Raw genomic sequence first — 16,561 nt, forward strand, 5'->3', positions numbered from 1 at the left:
GTAGGGGTTGGGGGCGGGGCAGGGCAGACTGTAGGTATGGCCATCCACAAAGACCTTCTGGGGGGACCGCCCCCCACTCACCTTCCCGATGATCCCGAGCCGCGTGAGCTGCTCGCCGGCGGGACGGCGCCCGCCGAGGTCGCCGCGAAGTATCCGACGTCCTCGCTGGCCTGGGCACAGCTCGCCGACGACGCGTTCGAGAACGGCCGGGTCGTGGAGTCGTACGCGTACGCCAGGACCGGCTACCACCGCGGGCTCGACGCCCTGCGCCGCAACGGCTGGAAGGGCCACGGCCCCGTGCCGTGGGAGCACGAACCGAACCGCGGCTTCCTCCGCGCGCTGCACGCGCTCGGGCGGGCCGCGCAGGCGATCGGGGAGCAGGACGAGTACGAGCGCTGCTCGACGTTTCTGCGTGACTCCTCGGCACTGGCGGCCGACACCCTCGGCTGACCGGCAGCCGCGCGCCATGTCCCGTGCGTGAAGTCGTTCGATCACGAACGGAACCTTTCGAAGGCCCAGCCCGTCTGCCAGGGCGCGGGCCTTCGGTCGTCTGTACGACCGCACGCCCCGCGGGTCCACCGTCCGTACCCACCAGGGGAGAAGTCCCGTCTTGGGCAAGCGCGTCATCACTCGTCGGGGCGGCCGTCGTGGGCGGGCCGGCGGTCGCCGTGGCAGGCGCGGTGTCAACCGTCGCCGTCCGCTCGGCCCGTCGGCGCTCGGCGGGATCGGCCTGGCGGTCGTGATCGTCCTCGGCGGTGTGGTGTACGCGCTGCTGCCGGGCGCCGGCGAAGGGCCCTCCACGGCCGGTGAGGTCATCGACGTACCCGTCGGCCCGTCCCGGAGCGTGCCCGCCGAGTCGGCGTCCCCGACGCGTCCGTCCGCGCGGTCGTCGCGGCCCGCGCGCGGCGGCGGCTCCGGGTCCGGTGACGGCTCCGGGGCGGCAGCCGGGTCCGGGGACGGTGCCGGTGAGGCGAGTTTCTCCGGATCCGGCACCCCCGCCGCCTCCGGTTCCTCCGGCCCGCCCCAGGTGCCCGTCTCGGGACCCGGCACCTTCACCACCGCGCGGACCGAGGGCGGCCGGGTCGGCTCGGGGCCACTGCGCCGCTACCGGGTCCAGGTCGAGAAGGGCGTCGACATATCCGCGACGGAGGCCGCCGCCGAGATAGAGCTCATACTCGCCCATCCGCACGGCTGGGCCGCCCACGGCCGGGGCTCCTTCCAGCTCGTCTCCTCGAAGGCCGACGCCGACTTCGTCATCCGTATCGCCACCCCCGCCACCGCCGACCGGCTCTGTCTCGCCCAGGGCCTCAACACCCGCGGCGAGCTGAACTGCGAGACCGTCGACGGCGTCGTGGTCAATCTGCGCCGCTGGGTGCTGGGATCGCCGACGTTCGACGGGCCGGCCGCCGAGTACCGGCATCTGATCATCAACCACGAGGTCGGCCATGAGATCGGCATACGCCACCATCTGGGCTGCTCGGGCTCCGGCAGGCCCGCGCCCGTGATGATGCAGCAGATCAAGGGACTCGACGGGTGTGTGTCCAACGCCTGGCCGTACGGCGAGGACGGGAAGTACATCACCGGGCCGCGGGTCTGAGCGCCGCGGATCCGGGCGGCCGAACGGCCTCCGGGCCCTGACCTCGCACGCGGCCCCCGGCTTATGATGCCGGGAGGGGACCGGGGCTCCGTAACCACACGGAAAGGGGCGGACCGCTACCCGGCAGTTCCTATCGAGGAGACAGCGATGTCGTACGCCCCCGATGCCCCCGGAGCCGGTTCGGAAGCCCCGAATCTCGACTTCGCGGGGACCACCCCGTACGAGGACTACGTCCAGGCGGACGTCCTCACCCACCTCCAGCATCCACGCTCCGAGGACCCCGGCGAGATGGTCTTCCTCGTCACCACCCAGGTCATGGAGCTGTGGTTCACCGTCATCGTCCACGAATGGGAGACCGCGTCCCGCGCCCTGCGCGAGGACCGCACCCAGGTGGCGGTCGACGCGCTCAAGCGCTCCGTGCGGGAGCTGGAGGCGCTCAACGCCTCCTGGCGTCCGCTCGCCCAGCTCACACCCGCGCAGTTCAACTCGTACCGCGGGGCGCTCGGCGAGGGCTCCGGCTTCCAGTCGGCGATGTACCGGCGGATGGAGTTCCTGCTCGGCGAGAAGTCCTCGTCGATGCTCGTCCCGCACCGGGGCGCGCCCCGCGTCCACGCCGAGCTGGAGAAGGCGCTCCAGGAGCCGAGCCTGTACGACGAGGTCCTGCGGCTGCTCGCCCGGCGCGGGCTGCCGGTGCCGGCGGACGTGCTCGACCGCGATCCCGCGCGGCGGTACGAGCCGTCGCCCGCCGTCGAGGAGATCTGGACCGGGATCTACGCGGACCCCGACCAGCAGGGCGAACTGATCCGGCTGGGTGAGGCGCTGACGGACGTCGGGGAGCTGGTCTGGCGCTGGCGCAACGACCATCTGGTGGCGACCCGGCGCGCGATGGGCTCCAAGACCGGTACGGGCGGCTCCGCGGGCGTCGCCTGGCTGGAGAAGCGCGCGACGAAGAACGTGTTCCCCGAGCTGTGGACGGCGCGCAGCCATGTCTGAGTCCCTGGCCTCACAGGCCGACGCCCCGCAGGCCGAGCCGCCCGCCGCGCGGGCCGGGTCCCCGGCCGCTCTGCCCGGGTCCCCGGCCGCGCGGACATGGTCCCTGACCGCGCGGGCCGCCGCGCTGGACGCCGCCGATGAACTGGCCGGCCGGCGCGAGCTGTTCACGCTTGAGGACGATGTCGTCTATCTCGACGGCAACTCGCTGGGCGCGCTGCCCCGCCATGTCCCCGAACGCCTCCAGGAGGTGATCGCCCGCGAGTGGGGCGAGCTGCGCATCCGCTCCTGGACCGAGAGCGGCTGGTGGGAGGCGCCCGAGCGGATCGGCGACCGGATCGCGCCGCTCATCGGTGCCGCCCCCGGCCGGACCGTGGTCGGCGACTCCACCAGCGTCAATGTCTTCAAGGCCGTGGTGGCCGCCGTACGCCTCGCGGACTCCGGCCGGGACGAGATCCTCGTCGACGCCACGACCTTTCCCTCGGACGGCTACATCGCGCGGTCCGCGGCCCGGATGACCGGCAGCCGGATCGTGCCCGTCGTGCCGGAGGAACTGCCCGGCGCGCTCGGGCCGCGTACGGCCGTGGCGCTGGTCAACCATGTCGACTTCCGTACCGGCCGGCTGCACGACCTGCCGGGGATCACCGCGGCCGTGCACGAGGCCGGGGCCCTCGCCGTCTGGGACCTGTGCCACAGCGCGGGCGCGCTGCCGGTCGGTCTGGACGCCCATGGGGTGGATCTCGCCGTCGGATGCACCTACAAGTATCTGAACGGCGGGCCCGGCGCACCCGCCTTCCTCTATGTCGCCGAGCGTCACCAGGACCGCTTCGACTCCCCGCTGCCCGGCTGGACCTCGCACGCCGATCCGTTCGCGATGACACAGGACTTCGCGGCTGCGGAGGGAGCCGTGCGCGGCCGGGTCGGCACCCCGGACATCCTCTCCATGCTGGCGCTGGAGGCGGCCCTCGACGTCTGGGCCGGGGTGACGGTGGAGGCGGTGCGCGAGAAGAGCCTGGCGCTCACGGACTTCTTCCTGGAGTGCGTGAGCGCGTACGCACCGCCGGGCCGGGTCGCCCCGCTGACACCGGCCGCGCATGCCGAACGCGGCAGCCAGGTCGCCCTGCGCTGCGCCGAGGCGCCCGTGGTCATGGAGACGCTGATCGCCCGGGGGATCGTCGGCGATCTGCGCAGACCGGATGTGCTGCGCTTCGGATTCACCCCGATCTACATCGGTTTCGCCGACGCGGAACGGGCCGCGCGGGTGCTCGGGGAAGTCCTCCGCGAGATCCCGGCCGCCCCCTGAGGGACGGCCGGACGCATCCCGCGGACCGGTGCGGGGGGCCGGGGCGGCACCCGCACCGGGAAGCGGGGTGATCGACCCCCTCCGGGGCTGATACCGTCCCCGCTGACCAGGTCAATTCGGCCCCCGTACCGAAAGGTTGGCGCAAGATGCCGGACCCCGCCGCGCACGATGCCGTCGCTCGTGACGCCGCAGAGACCGAGTCGGTCTTCGCCCTCCCGGCCGTCCGGCCCGACGCCAGTGCGGCGTACGGCGACCATCCTGATCAGGTGATCGACTTCTACGCTCCCCGGGCCAACCAGGAGCGGGTGCCGCTCGTCGTCGTTCTGCACGGCGGCGCGTGGCGGGCGCCGTACGACCGTGAGCATCTGACGCCGTTCGCCGACTTCCTGGCCCGCCGGGGCTTCGCGGTCGCCAATGTCGAGTACCGGCGCGGTCCCGCGGTTCCGCGGCAGGGCGGTGGCGCACCGGTCGCGGGACGGTGGCCGGAGACCTTCGACGACATCGCCGCGGCGATGGACGCGCTGCCCGCGCTGGCCGCGGAGGCGCTTCCGCAGGCCGACGCCCGGCGGACGGTCGTCACCGGGCACTCCGCGGGCGGCCATCTCGCGCTCTGGGCCTCGGCCCGTCATGTGCTGCCCGAGGGCTCGCCCTGGCGGCTGCCGGAACCGCCGCCGCTGCGCGGAGTCGTCGCGCTGGCGCCGATCGCGGATCTCGTACGGGCCGTGGAGCTGGATGTGTGCGGCGGAGCGATTCACCAACTGCTCGGCGGCGAGGAGGAGTTCAAGCGGCGCAGGGAGAGCGCGGATCCGGCGGCGCTGCTGCCGACGGGAATCGCGACCGCCGTGGTCCAGGGGCGTACGGACCTGACCGTGCCGTACGCGGTCGCCGAGGAGTACGTGGCGGCGGCGGCCAGGGCGGGCGAGACGGTCGGGCTGACGCTGCTGGAGGACGTCGGCCACTTCCCGCTCATCGACCCGACGGCGGACGCGTGCGCGGTGGTCGCGGAGGAGATCGCCCAGCTCGCCTGGTGACCGGGCCCGTGCCGGGCCGCATGTGGTGACCGGGCCCATGGGACGACCGGGGCTTGTGTGATGAGGGCGGACGAAGCGCCTGAGGTGTGCCCCGGAGTGCCGGGGTGCGCCCGGAGCGCCACGCGCGCGGTCGGCGCGCTCCCGCGCGTGAGGCGTCGCACAGCGCGGGGCCGGCTCAGGCCGCGGCGTGCCTGGTGGGAGCGTGTAGTACCTGCGACGGACGGAAAAGGATCCGCTTCCGTGCTGACGACCCCTTCCGTACCTGCCCCTACCGTGGCAACGTGACCGAGACAGATACCGGGAAGACCCGGAGCCCCGAGTTCCGCCTGGCCGCGGGAGCCCTCGGCAGCCTGCGCCAGGATCTCTTCCACGATGCCTTCGCCTACCGTCCGCTCGCGCCCCTGCGGACGGACGGCCCGATCACACGCCGGCTGCCGGGCCGGATACGGGAGTACGCGTCCCGGACCCCGCACGCGGTCATCGTGGTGGCGGCGCTGCTGGTGCTGTTCATCGGCTTCGCCGACGGCGGCTCGCTGTTCCGTCTGCTGCCCGTCGTGCCGGTGCTGCTGACCCTGACCAGGCCGGTCGGCGCCTGGTGGGTGGCGCTGGCCCTGTCCGCCGCGCTGAGTGTCACGGGATACCGCGACTGGCCCTGGGAACCGAGCGCCTTCGCCGCCTATCTGATCGTGATGACGGTGGTGGCGGCCCGTACGCGTCCGCGCACCGCCGCCTGGCTGTGGGTGATGACGGCGGCGTACGTGCTGCTCTCCGAGGTGTTCCTCACCCCGTACGGGTACCGGTCCACGGGCGTCCCCATGCTCTTCGTCTCCGCGCTCGTCCTGCTGACCGTGAGCCTGCTCCAGGTGCGCAGGGAGGCGCGGCAGGAGGTCGCGGTGCAGCAGAGCGTGACCGCGGTCGAACGCGACCGGCGCACGCTCCTGGAGGAGCGCACCACCATCGCCCGTGAGCTGCACGATGTGGTCGCGCACCATATGTCGGTGGTCGCGATCCAGGCCGAGGCGGCCCCGTACCGGGTGAAGAATCCGCCGCCCGAGCTGGAACAGGCCTTTGTCACGATCCGGGAGAACGCCGTCGCCGCGCTGACCGAGCTGCGCCGGGTCCTCGGTGTCGTACGGGCGGAGGACTACCAGGCGCCCGACGCCCCGCAGCCGACCCTCGCCGATCTCGACGGGCTGCTCGGCAATGTCGGGGACGCCGGTCTGACCGTGCGCAAGACGGTGACCGGCGCGGTGCGCGAGCTGCCGCAGGGCGTCGAGCTGTCGGCGTACCGCATCGTCCAGGAGGCCCTGAGCAACGCGCTGCGGCACGCGCCCGGATCGACCGCGAGCGTCGAGATCGCGTACGTGCTCGGCGGTCTCGGCCTGCGGATCGTGAACACCGCGCCGCAGGGCCCGGTCAAGCCGTCGCCGGGCGCCGGGCACGGCATCACCGGGATGCGGGAGCGGGTGACCATGCTCAACGGTGAGATGACCGCGGACCCGGCCGAGGACGGCGGCTACGAGGTCGCGGCCTTCATCCCGGTGGCGACGGATCGGGACGAGGCACGGGACGGCGCTCGGGACCGGGACAACGCGCGGGACCGGGGCCGGGACGGGAAGCAGGCCGTGGGGCGGGACGGGGAAGCGGCATGACGGGCGAGGGCGTGACCAGCGCTGTGACGAGCGGCGCGACGATTCGCGTGCTGATCGTCGACGACCAGGTGATGGTCCGCGAGGGCTTCTCGGTGCTGCTGAACGCGATGCCCGACATCGAGGTCGTGGGCGAGGCCGTGAACGGCCGCGAGGCGGTCTCCCAGGTCGCGGCCCTGCGCCCGGACGTCGTGCTGATGGACATCCGTATGCCGGAGCTGAACGGCATCGACGCGACCCGTGAGATCGTCACGGCGGACGCCGACGCGAAGGTGCTGGTGCTGACCACCTTCGATCTGGACGAGTACGTGTACCAGGCGCTGCGCGCGGGAGCCTCGGGCTTTCTGCTCAAGGACGCCTCAGCGCGCCAGCTCGCCGACGGCGTACGGGTCGTGGCCTCGGGCGAGGCCCTGCTCGCGCCGACCGTGACCCGGCGGCTGATCACGGAGTTCTCCAAACTGGCGGACACCCCGCGGGCCCCGGCGATGGCCCGGATCGGCGATCTCACGGAGCGCGAGACGGAGGTACTGGTCCTGATCGCGCAAGGTCTGTCCAACGCGGAGATCGCCGGGCATCTCGTGGTGGCGGAGTCCACGATCAAGACGCACGTCAGCCGCGTCCTGGTGAAACTGGGCCTGCGGGACCGTACGCAGGCGGCGGTCTTCGCCTACGAGGCACGTCTGGTCACACCGGGCTGAGACGGCAACGCGCCGGGTCGCCGCCCGGTGCCGTCACGAGACAGCGCCGCGCCGGCCCGTTTCGTCCACAGCCTGTGGACGAAGCGGGCCGACGGCGTACGGCCACCGGCCGGTGGTGTACGGCCACGCTCTAGGCAGACATGTCCCTGCGTCGCAGGCCCGCGAGGCCCGCCGCCAGCAGCGCCGCCGCGAGTGCCGTCAGGATCAGTACCGGAGGCCAGGACATCTCCGCGCCCGGGAGCTTGGGCAGATGGCCGAAGGGCGAGAGGTTCATCAGCGGGCGCGGCAGATCGAGCGCCGGGCCGATCCAGCCCAGGGCCAGGGCGAGGCCCGCGAGCGCCCAGCCGGCCACGGCCGCCCGGGGCAGGACGCCGTACAACAGGACCACCAGCGCGCCCAGTACCCAGATCGCCGGAAGCTGTACGAGCGAGGCGCCGAGGAGGCCCGGCAGGTCGTGGCCGTGTCCGAGGAACAGGCCGAGACCGCCGAGGAGCATGATCAGGGCCGCGCCGCCGAAGGCGATCAGCAGATGGCCCGCCGCCCAGCGCAGCCGGCCGACCGCGCCCGCCAGGACCGGTTCCGCGCGTCCGGCGGTCTCCTCGCCGTACAGCCGGAGCACCGAGGAGACCACGTACAGCGCCGCGATCATGCCGAGCATGCCGGTCATCGCGGCGAGGAAGCTGTCGGTCAGCCCTTGCCGGCCGCCCATGCGTTCGAAGATCTCCCTGGTCTGCTCGTTGCCGCCGACCAGATCCGCCGCGCCGTCGGTCAGGGAGCCGAAGATGACCCCGGCGGTCACGAAACCGGCTCCCCAGCCGAGAACACCTCCGCGCTGGAGCCGCCACGCGAGCGCGCCCGCCGTGCCGGGACCGCCGTGCGCGGGGCCCGGCCGGGCGGGCAGGAAGCTCATCCCGATGTCGCGCCGGCCCGCGAGCGTGTACGCGATGACGGCCTGGACGGCGATCGCGGCCGGCGGGATCAGCAGCACCCACCATCGCTCGTCGGCGAAGGCCCGGACGTTCTCGGCCCAGCCGAGCGGGGAGAGCCAGGTCAGTACGGAGGAGCCGTCGTCGGCCGAGGCGTCGCCCGCGGCCTTGAGCACATACGCGGCGCCGACGACCGCGGCCGTCATGCCCTTCGCGAGACGCGCGTTCTCGGTGATCTGCGCGGCGATGGCCGCGGTGCAGGCGAAGAGCATGCCGACGCCCGCGGTGGCGAGGCCGAGCGCCGCCGCACCGGCCAACTGCCCGCCGCCGATCCCGGAGCCGGTCGTGCCGCCGCTCCCGCCGGGGGTACGGGCGTACACGGCGACCACCGCGGTGATCACCACGGCCAGGGCGGCGTTGGCGGTCAGTGCCGCGAGCAGCGCGCCGGTCAGCGGCGCCCGGCGGCCGACCATCGCCGAGGAGAGCATCTCCTGACGGCCGGTCTCCTCTTCCTCCCGGGTGTGCCGTACGACGACCACCAGGCTCATCACCGCCGCGAGCCCGGCCCCGAAGCCGACCGTGCGCCAGGTTGTCAGCCCCCCGAGGGAGTCGCTGAAGACGGGGCCGTAGAGGGCGCGCAGCGAGGCGTTGGCGGTCATGGACCGTGCGACCTCGGCCCGCTCGGCGGCCGTGTCGTACAGCGCGGAGAAGGACTGCGCGACGGACAGGAAGGAACCGCCGATGACCAGCACCCAGACCGGGATGATGATCCGGTCGCGGCGCAGCGCGAGCCGCGTCAGCGGTCCGGTGCCCGTGAGCTGCCGGGAGCCCGTGGTGCGGGCCGGCGGTACGGCGACGGCGGTGGCGGTCATCGTGACACCGCCGCCGCCGCACCGGGAGCGCCGTCCGCGCCGGAGGCGTCCGTGCCGTCGGCCGGGGCCGCCGCGCCCGCCCCGCCCGGGTCGTCCGCCGCGTAGTGGCGCAGGAACAGTTCCTCCAGCGTGGGCGGTGTGCAGGTCAGCGAGCGGATGCGGGACTCGGACAGCGAGCGCAGGACCGCGTCCAGCCGGTCGGTGTCGACCTGGAGCCTGACCCGGTGGCCCCGGCCCCCCTCGAACGGCTGGATGTCCAGATCGTGGACGCCGGGCAGCCGGGCCAGTCCGCCGGGCGCGCCGACGAGTTCCGCGCTGACACTCATACGGGTCAGATGCCGCAGCTCGGAGAGCGAACCCGACTCGACGGTCACACCCTTGCGGATGATGCTGACCCGGTCGCAGAGCGCCTCGACCTCGCTCAGCACATGGCTGGAGAGAAGCACCGTCGTGCCGCGCTCGCGCTCCTCCTCGACGCACCGCTGGAACACCTCCTCCATCAGCGGGTCCAGCCCGGAGGTCGGCTCGTCCAGGATCAGCAGATCCACGTCCGCGGCGAACGCGGCGACGAGCGCGACCTTCTGCCGGTTGCCCTTGGAGTACGTACGTCCCTTCTTGGTGGGATCGAGTTCGAAGCGCTCGATCAGCTCGGCCCGCCGCGCCGGATCGAGCCCGCCGCGCAGCCGCCCGTACAGATCGATGACCTCTCCGCCCGAGAGATTCCGCCAGAGCGTCACATCGCCGGGTACGTAGGCCAGGCGCCGGTGCAGTTCGACCGCGTCCTGCCACGGGTCGCGGCCGAGGAGCCGTGCCGCGCCCGAGTCCGGGCGCAGCAGCCCGAGCAGGACCCGGATGGTGGTGGACTTGCCCGCCCCGTTGGGACCGAGGAAGCCATGGACCTCACCGGTCTCGACAGCCAGGTCGAGGCCGTCCAGCGCGTGCGTGCGGCCGAACGACTTGTGCAGTCCGGCGACGCTGATTGCCTTCGTCATGTTTTCGGAAAGTACGCTACTTTCAGAAAGTTGTGAAGTTAAGGAAGTGTTAAAAGGCGGGGCGTTAAGATCGGGAAGAACCGGGAGCACCGGGGGCGGGTGCCGAGCGCGGGAGACGATGGGGCGATGAGCGGCGGAAACCGTGAGAGCGCTGAGAGCGCTGAGATCGAAGCCGGGCGCCGGAGCGGTGAGCGCGGGGGCGCTGAGAGCGGTGGGATCGGTGGGAGCGGTCCGCGGCGGGACGAGGAGGCCGTGTCCCGGTTCGTCGAGCGCTTCGCGGCCGAGATGACCGAGGCCGGGATGCAGCGCACGGCGGCCCGGGTCTTCGCGGCCCTGCTCGCCTCGGACGACGCGAGCATGACCTCCGCCGAGCTGAGCGCGCGGCTCAGCATCAGCCCCGCCGCGGTGTCCGGCGCGGTCCGCTATCTCACCCAGGTCAGCATGGTCAGCAGGGAGCGCGACCCGGGCTCCCGCCGTGACCGCTACCGGCTGCACAATCAGGTCTGGTACGCCAGCCTGACCCAGCGGGACTCGGTGATGACCCGCTGGGAGCAGGCCCTGCGCGAGGGCGTGGAGACGCTGGGCAGGGACACGCCGGCGGGCGCGCGGGTCGCGGAGACCGTGGCCTTCTTCGAGTTCCTCCAGAAGGAGCTGCTGTCGCTGCTGGACCGCTGGAACGAGTACCGGGAGACGCTGTCGTACGAGGGCGGGGCCCCGGGGGCGGCCGGAGGACGCGTGAAGCCGCGAGACACCTGACGGCCGGGCCGGCGACGGCCGCACCCCGCGACGGCCGGGCCCGCGACGGCCCGTCCCGCCGGGGCCGGGCCCACCGCGGGCCGCGCGCGCCGGCTCCCGGCTCTTCCGGCTGTCCGGCCGCCGGGGGTCTTCCGGCGCACCGGCCGCCGCGCCGGGTCTTTTCCGGCTCTCCGGCGGCGGCGCGCCTACGGCCGTACCGGCGCCGAGCTCGGCAGGGTCAGCTCCCACGCGCCCGGCCGCAGCGTCCAGGTCCGCGTCCGCACCGGCCCTGTGACCCGCGCGTCCGCGCGATAGCGGAAGTCCGCGCCCGAGACCGTCACCGAGAGCGCGCTCGCCGTCACCGTCTCGGGTGAACCGTACGCACGGATCACCACCTCCGCCCGGCCGCCGTGCGAGCGGACCGTCACGCCCTCGACCGGTTCGTCCAGATCGTTCAGCACCACGCCGTCCGCCTCCACCCGCAGCCGGTACGCCTGGCCTCCGAGCGCGTGCGGAACCGGCCGTACCAACGTACGCACCAGCGAACGGCACGCGTGCCAGACCGACGCGCCCACCGGCGCCGCGCCCGCCGTGGGCAGGGCGGGCAGGGCCGGGATACGGAGATCGCCCAGCACCACTCCGTCGCTGTCGTCGACCAGCAGATCGAGGCGGCGCACCACTCCGTCCAGCACGGCGCGCGCCGCCGCGACCGCGCCCGTCGGCACGCCCAGCGAGCGCGCGAGTTCCACCGAGACCCCCACCGGCACCAGCGAGAGCGCCCCTGAGGCCAGCTCCCGCTCGCGGTGGAGCAGGGAGACCGTACGCAGCAGCGCGCGGTCGTCACCGACCACCACGGGCCGTCTGCCGTTCCGTCTGGCGAGCGCCCGCGCGAACTCCTCGGGACCGTCGGGGAAGCAGAACTTCACCGCGGCACCCGCGCTGAGCACGTCCTTCGCGATCCGCACCGATTCACCGTCGGTCCGGCTCGCGACCGGGTCGATGACCACCAGAAGCTGCTGCGCGCCGCTCTCCGCGGGCCCTGGAGCCAACAGCTCGGTCCTTCCTTCGGGTAGCATCTTTGTGCAAGAGCCCCTTGCGCTACTGCGCCAGGGGCTTCGTCTGTTCCGGGGCACCGGTTCGACGGTCAGGGCCGATCTCGTACAACGTCGTGCGAACAACGTCGTGCGAAGTCTTATGGCTTGAAGTCCTACGGCTTGAAGTCCTACGGCTGCGGGTCTTGTGGGTCTTACGGCAAACGTGAGCCACATGGACGGCGTGCGCGGCCCCCGACCTTGGACATGCCCCGCCCGGAAGGGGTGTACGCCTGTGCCCGCACTTGTGCTGCTCGGTGCTCAGTGGGGTGACGAAGGCAAGGGAAAGGCCACCGACCTGCTCGGTGGATCCGTGGACTATGTCGTGCGCTATCAGGGCGGCAACAACGCCGGCCACACGGTCGTGGTGGGCGACCAGAAGTACGCACTGCATCTCCTCCCTTCCGGAATCCTCTCCCCGGGATGTATCCCGGTGATCGGCAACGGGGTGGTCGTCGACCCCGCCGTCCTGCTCTCCGAGCTGAGCGGGCTCAACGAGCGTGGTGTCGACACGTCCAAATTGCTGATCAGCGGCAACGCTCATCTGATCACCTCGTACCACACCACCATGGACAAGGTGACGGAACGGTTCCTCGGTTCGCGGAAGATCGGGACGACGGGCCGGGGCATCGGCCCGACCTATGCCGACAAGATCAACCGCGTCGGTATCCGGGTCCAGGACCTCTACGACGAGTCGATCCTGACCCAGAAGGTCGACGCCGCCCTCGATTTCAAGAATCAGATCCTCGCCAAGCTCTACAACCGGCGTGCCATCGAGTCCGGCAAGATCGTCGAGGAACTGCTGACCTACGCGGACCAGCTCAAGCCGTACGTGTCCGACACTACCCTGGTGCTCAACAACGCCATCGACGAGGGCAAGGTCGTCCTCTTCGAGGGCGGTCAGGGCACGCTGCTGGACGTGGACCACGGCACCTACCCCTTCGTCACGTCGTCCAACCCGACGGCGGGCGGTGCCTGTACGGGCTCGGGCGTGGGGCCGACGAAGATCAGCAGGGTCATCGGCATCCTCAAGGCCTATACGACGCGCGTCGGCGCCGGGCCGTTCCCGACGGAGCTGTTCGACGAGGACGGCGAGGCGCTGCGCCGTATCGGCGGCGAGCGCGGTGTGACGACGGGGCGCGACCGGCGCTGCGGCTGGTTCGACGCGGTGATCTCGCGGTACGCGACCCGGGTCAACGGGCTGACGGACTTCTTCCTCACCAAGCTGGACGTGCTCACGGGCTGGGAGCGGATCCCGGTCTGTGTGGCGTACGAGATCGACGGCCGGCGTGTCGAGGAACTCCCCTACAGCCAGACGGACTTCCATCACGCGAAGCCGGTGTACGAGTATCTGCCCGGCTGGTCGGAGGACATCACGAAGGCGAAGAGCTTCTCCGATCTGCCGAAGAACGCGCAGGCGTACGTGAAGGCGCTGGAGGAGATGTCGGGCGCGCCGGTCTCGGCGATCGGTGTGGGTCCCGGGCGTACGGAGACGATCGAGATCAACTCGTTCCTGTAGGACCGAGGCGCCTGTTGCGCCCGTAGCACCTGCTGCACCCGGCACCTGTGGAGCATCCGCGGCACCGCCGGTGGTGAGGGCCGGGGGCGGCCGGCCGGGCCGCCCCCGGCCGGTCGTCCCCGGTGTTCCGCCGTCCCTGGTGGGTCAGCCGCCCTTGGTGTACGTCAGGGACTCGCCGCCGTTCGACTCCCGGTGCAGGCTGCCGTCCGGCAGGATCGTCAGCTCGGTCGGCTTCCCCGGGGTGCAGGACGAGAGGGGCTCGCCCTCGGTCACCTCGGAGGGGCCGATACGCAGCGGGGCTCCCGGATCGGCGGCCGAGGCGAGCGGCGCCTCGAAGACGCAGTGGTACTCACCGCCGTCCTGGGCCGGGCCGTCGGCCGTGAGCGAGAGGACCGTTTCGCCGACCTCGCCCTGCCGGATGACGAGCCGGCGGGTGCTGTAGCCCGCGGCGGTGTCCAGCCCGCCGGTCCAGGTGCCGAGGTACTTCTCGGGCACCGCGCCCTCCGCCGTCCCCTCCGTGGCTGAGGCGCTGGCCGACGGGGAGGGCCGCGCGGTGGCGCCGGCCGGTGGCTTGGGGTCGGCGGAGCCGCTCACCCGTGCTTTTCCGTCGTCCTGCGCACCGCCGCCGTTCATGAGCGCGTACACCGAGCCGCCCGCGGCGATCGCGACGATCAGCGCCACGGCGATCAGGGCGGCGGTACCGCGCGGATTGCGTCCGGGGCGCTGCTGGGCCGGCGCCGGGGCGGCACCGTACGGCGGGGTGGGACCGAAGGGCGTGACCTGGCGGCCGTACGCGGGAGACGCGCCGTAGGGCGCGGGCGGGGGCGGTCCGTACGCCGGAGTCGGGCCGAAGCCCGGCTGCGGCTGGGTCGGCTGGGGGTAGCCGTACGGCTGGGGCTGCGGCTGCGGTACCCGGACCGGCGCGGGCGTGGAGGCCACGGGCTGTACGAGGACCGGCACCGGCAGGGGAGCGGGCCGCGCGGCCGCCTCCTGCGCGGGCTCGGGCATGGCCGCCTCCGGTGTCGACGGAGGCGCCGCCGCCCCCGGTGCGGTCGCCGCGGGAAGGGCCTTCCTCAGCTCGACCGGTGCCGCCGACGGCACCGGCCCCGGCACCGGTGCCTGAACAGGCACCGGTGCCGGGCCCGGTGCGACCGGTGGCTGCGGGGCGGCGTGCCCCGGAGCCGCGCCCGGTGCGGCGGCCTGCTGAGTCACGTGCCCTGGTACCGCACCCGCAGCCACCGGCGGCTGCGGCGTGACGTGCGCCGGTACCGCGTCCGGGGCCACCGGTGGCTGCGGTGCCGTGTGCGGCGGTGCCTCCGCGGCCGGTGCCTCCGTCGGTGCCTGGGCCGGTGCCTCCGCGGCCGGCGCGGCGATCTCGTCCCGGGCGGGTGTCCGTATCCGGCCCGTCGGGTTCTCGTACTCCAGCAGCCCCACCGCGTGCTGGCCCAGCCGCGCGAGCAGTCCGCCCGGCAGCCACGGTTCCTCGCCGGGGCCCGCGCCCGCGTCCGCCGCCTCGCCCACCCGGGCCAGGATGTCCTTCGTGGTCGGCCGCGCGGCCGGTTCCTTCTGGAGGCAGGCGTGCACCAGCACCGCCAGATCGTCCGACAGCCCGGACAGGTCCGGAGCCTCCTGCGCGATCCGGTACATCAGCGCGTGCACCCCGCTGTCCGTCGCGCCGAACGGCAGCCGTCCCGTCGCCGCGTACGCCAGCACCAGACCCAGACAGAACACGTCGCACGCCGCCGTCACCCGGTCGCCGCGCACCTGTTCCGGCGCCATGAAGCCGGGAGAGCCCACCAGCGCGCCGGTCCGGGTCAGGCCCTCCTCGGTGACGGTCTCCAGCGCGCGGGCTATGCCGAAGTCGATGACACGCGGTCCGTCGATCGTCACCAGCACGTTGGACGGCTTCAGATCACGGTGGATGAGTCCCGCCGCGTGGATGTCCTGGAGCGCGTGCGCGAGACCGGAGGCGAGTATCCGCACCGAGCGTTCCGGGAGAGGACCGTGACCGCCCGACACGACGGCCTGAAGGCTCGGACCCGCCACATAGCCGGTGGCGAGCCAGGGCACCGGCGCCTCCGTGTCTGCGTCGAGCACGGGCGCCGTCCACGCGCCGCCGACGCGCCGCGCCGCGGCCACCTCCAGCCGGAACCGGCTGCGGAACTGCTCCTGTTCGGCCAGTTCACGCCTTACGAGTTTCACCGCGACCGTACGGCCGCGGTCGGACCGCGCCAGATAGACCCGGCCCATACCGCCCGCACCCAGCCGTGCCAGCAGCCGGTAGGCGCCGATGTGCTGCGGATCTTCTGCTACGAGCTTCTCCATGGCCGCGCGGCCCCTCCCGTACATGCGACGTTCGGCATCCGCCCTGGATCATCTCGCATGAGACGGGCGGAGTTGTCGAGTATCCCGACTATCCCGAACGCCGTTCGCCCGCGTGCGAGGGGGTCGCGTTTCGTATGTGAGGGCGGCTCATTCCGGCCACGCCGAGTTCTCGATCACGTCCACGAAGTCGGTCCGTACGAATCCGGGCGAGAAGCGCGCGAGCACATCCGCGTTCACCGTACCGAAGGCCGACTCGGGCCGGTGTGCGAAACCGTCCGTGAACGCCCGCAGCAGGCCAGCGGATGGCCGGAGTAGGTGAGCCCGCCGGGGTAGGGGCGGGTCGCGAACGTCTCCGCGACAGCCGCGGACACGAGGTCGTGGAGCACGCGGCGCGCATCGGCGAGAGTGTTCTCGGCCCCGGGCTGCGCGAGCTGGCGGCCCGGCATCCCTCGGTGGGCGAGGTGCGCGGCAGGGGGGTGTTCTGGGCCCTCGACCTGGTCAGGGACCGGGAGACCCGCGAGCCGCTGGTGCCGTACAACGCGACGGGCGAGGCGAACGCGCCGATGGCCGCCTTCGCCGCGGCCTGCAAGGCGAACGGTCTGTGGCCCTTCGTGAACATGAACCGCACGCACGCGGTCCCCGCCTGCAACATCACCGAGGCCGAGGCGAAGGAAGGGCTGGCGATCCTGGACCTGGCGCTGACGGTCGCCGACCGGTACACGTCGTAGGCGCACGGGCGCACGGGCGCACGGGCGCACGGGCGCACGGCGCGGGAGCGCCGCGTACGCGCATGCCGTAGGCGGGAGTCGGCCAGACCACACCTGTCCCATCCC

The 16,561-nt window shown here is 72.7% G+C and carries 13 protein-coding genes and 1 pseudogene; 10 read left to right on the plus strand and 4 right to left on the minus strand.

Features of this window, described 5'->3' with window-relative positions; translation table 11 throughout:
• Window positions 1–36 precede the first annotated feature (36 nt).
• From BFF77_RS23490 to BFF77_RS23520, 7 genes are all read left to right on the plus strand, one after another.
• On the plus strand, window positions 37–450 hold the full coding sequence (locus BFF77_RS23490) for a DUF3151 domain-containing protein (RefSeq protein ID WP_066953120.1): 414 nt from the start codon (window positions 37–39) through the stop codon (window positions 448–450).
• Between the two features lie 160 nt (window positions 451–610).
• Window positions 611–1,597: a DUF3152 domain-containing protein gene (locus BFF77_RS23495; RefSeq protein ID WP_079125419.1), complete on the plus strand. Its 987-nt coding sequence runs from the start codon at window positions 611–613 to the stop codon at window positions 1,595–1,597.
• Window positions 1,598–1,744: 147 nt separating this feature from the next.
• Window positions 1,745–2,590 carry a tryptophan 2,3-dioxygenase gene (locus BFF77_RS23500; RefSeq protein WP_066953122.1) on the plus strand — a complete coding sequence of 282 codons (846 nt, stop codon included), beginning with the start codon at window positions 1,745–1,747 and terminating at the stop codon, window positions 2,588–2,590.
• Entirely contained in the window at window positions 2,583–3,890 is a 1,308-nt protein-coding gene (gene kynU / locus BFF77_RS23505) for a kynureninase (RefSeq protein ID WP_079125420.1), read from the plus strand. The genes BFF77_RS23500 and kynU overlap by 8 nt, the downstream gene beginning before the upstream one ends.
• A gap of 146 nt (window positions 3,891–4,036) precedes the next feature.
• Entirely contained in the window at window positions 4,037–4,921 is an 885-nt protein-coding gene (locus BFF77_RS23510) for an alpha/beta hydrolase (RefSeq protein ID WP_066953124.1), read from the plus strand.
• A gap of 281 nt (window positions 4,922–5,202) precedes the next feature.
• Complete coding sequence (locus BFF77_RS23515; protein WP_066953126.1) at window positions 5,203–6,573, plus strand: sensor histidine kinase; 1,371 nt, start codon at window positions 5,203–5,205, stop codon at window positions 6,571–6,573.
• Entirely contained in the window at window positions 6,570–7,268 is a 699-nt protein-coding gene (locus BFF77_RS23520) for a response regulator (protein WP_066953127.1), read from the plus strand. Before BFF77_RS23515 ends, BFF77_RS23520 begins: the two co-directional genes overlap by 4 nt.
• Window positions 7,269–7,398: 130 nt before the next feature.
• On the opposite strand, the gene BFF77_RS23525 is transcribed toward BFF77_RS23520, so the two are convergent.
• The gene (locus BFF77_RS23525) at window positions 7,399–9,066 is read right to left on the minus strand and encodes an ABC transporter permease (protein ID WP_066953129.1); all 1,668 of its coding nucleotides are present in this window, start codon (window positions 9,064–9,066) and stop codon (window positions 7,399–7,401) included.
• The gene (locus BFF77_RS23530) at window positions 9,063–10,058 is read right to left on the minus strand and encodes an ABC transporter ATP-binding protein (protein ID WP_066953131.1); all 996 of its coding nucleotides are present in this window, start codon (window positions 10,056–10,058) and stop codon (window positions 9,063–9,065) included. Before BFF77_RS23530 ends, BFF77_RS23525 begins: the two co-directional genes overlap by 4 nt.
• Before the next feature lie 252 nt (window positions 10,059–10,310).
• Here BFF77_RS23530 and BFF77_RS23535 point away from each other — a divergent pair, with 252 nt between their 5' ends.
• Entirely contained in the window at window positions 10,311–10,814 is a 504-nt protein-coding gene (locus tag BFF77_RS23535) for a GbsR/MarR family transcriptional regulator (RefSeq protein ID WP_425424421.1), read from the plus strand.
• 185 nt (window positions 10,815–10,999) lie between these two features.
• Here the strand turns inward: BFF77_RS23535 and BFF77_RS23540 are convergent, their stop codons facing one another.
• Window positions 11,000–11,869, minus strand: a complete 870-nt coding sequence (locus BFF77_RS23540; protein WP_066953133.1) for a diacylglycerol kinase family protein — start codon at window positions 11,867–11,869, stop codon at window positions 11,000–11,002.
• A 250-nt stretch (window positions 11,870–12,119) separates the two neighbouring features.
• Between BFF77_RS23540 and BFF77_RS23545 the strand changes: the two genes are divergently transcribed.
• Window positions 12,120–13,403, plus strand: a complete 1,284-nt coding sequence (locus BFF77_RS23545; RefSeq protein WP_066953135.1) for an adenylosuccinate synthase — start codon at window positions 12,120–12,122, stop codon at window positions 13,401–13,403.
• A 144-nt stretch (window positions 13,404–13,547) separates the two neighbouring features.
• On the opposite strand, the gene BFF77_RS23550 is transcribed toward BFF77_RS23545, so the two are convergent.
• Window positions 13,548–15,728, minus strand: coding sequence for a serine/threonine-protein kinase (locus BFF77_RS23550; protein ID WP_066953137.1), 2,181 nt, complete (start codon window positions 15,726–15,728; stop codon window positions 13,548–13,550).
• Window positions 15,729–16,099: 371 nt separating this feature from the next.
• Between BFF77_RS23550 and BFF77_RS23555 the strand changes: the two are divergent.
• A pseudogene (locus tag BFF77_RS23555) lies at window positions 16,100–16,456 on the plus strand (aspartate aminotransferase family protein); the annotation flags it as partial.
• Window positions 16,457–16,561: the final 105 nt, after the last annotated feature.

The sequence above is a fragment of the Streptomyces lushanensis genome, assembly GCF_001700515.1.
Lineage (GTDB): Bacteria > Actinomycetota > Actinomycetes > Streptomycetales > Streptomycetaceae > Streptomyces > Streptomyces lushanensis.

Bases quoted from the DNA above. Each gene is read 5' to 3' on its own strand.
- BFF77_RS23550 (WP_066953137.1), bottom strand. From the start codon at position 15,728: ATGGAGAAGCTCGTAGCAGAAGATCCGCAGCACATCGGCGCCTACCGG.
- BFF77_RS23510 (WP_066953124.1), top strand. From the start codon at position 4,037: ATGCCGGACCCCGCCGCGCACGATGCCGTCGCTCGTGACGCCGCAGAG.
- BFF77_RS23530 (WP_066953131.1), bottom strand. From the start codon at position 10,058: ATGACGAAGGCAATCAGCGTCGCCGGACTGCACAAGTCGTTCGGCCGC.
- BFF77_RS23490 (WP_066953120.1), top strand. From the start codon at position 37: ATGGCCATCCACAAAGACCTTCTGGGGGGACCGCCCCCCACTCACCTT.
- BFF77_RS23540 (WP_066953133.1), bottom strand. From the start codon at position 11,869: ATGCTACCCGAAGGAAGGACCGAGCTGTTGGCTCCAGGGCCCGCGGAG.
- BFF77_RS23525 (WP_066953129.1), bottom strand. From the start codon at position 9,066: ATGACCGCCACCGCCGTCGCCGTACCGCCGGCCCGCACCACGGGCTCC.
- BFF77_RS23500 (WP_066953122.1), top strand. From the start codon at position 1,745: ATGTCGTACGCCCCCGATGCCCCCGGAGCCGGTTCGGAAGCCCCGAAT.
- BFF77_RS23520 (WP_066953127.1), top strand. From the start codon at position 6,570: ATGACGGGCGAGGGCGTGACCAGCGCTGTGACGAGCGGCGCGACGATT.
- kynU (WP_079125420.1), top strand. From the start codon at position 2,583: ATGTCTGAGTCCCTGGCCTCACAGGCCGACGCCCCGCAGGCCGAGCCG.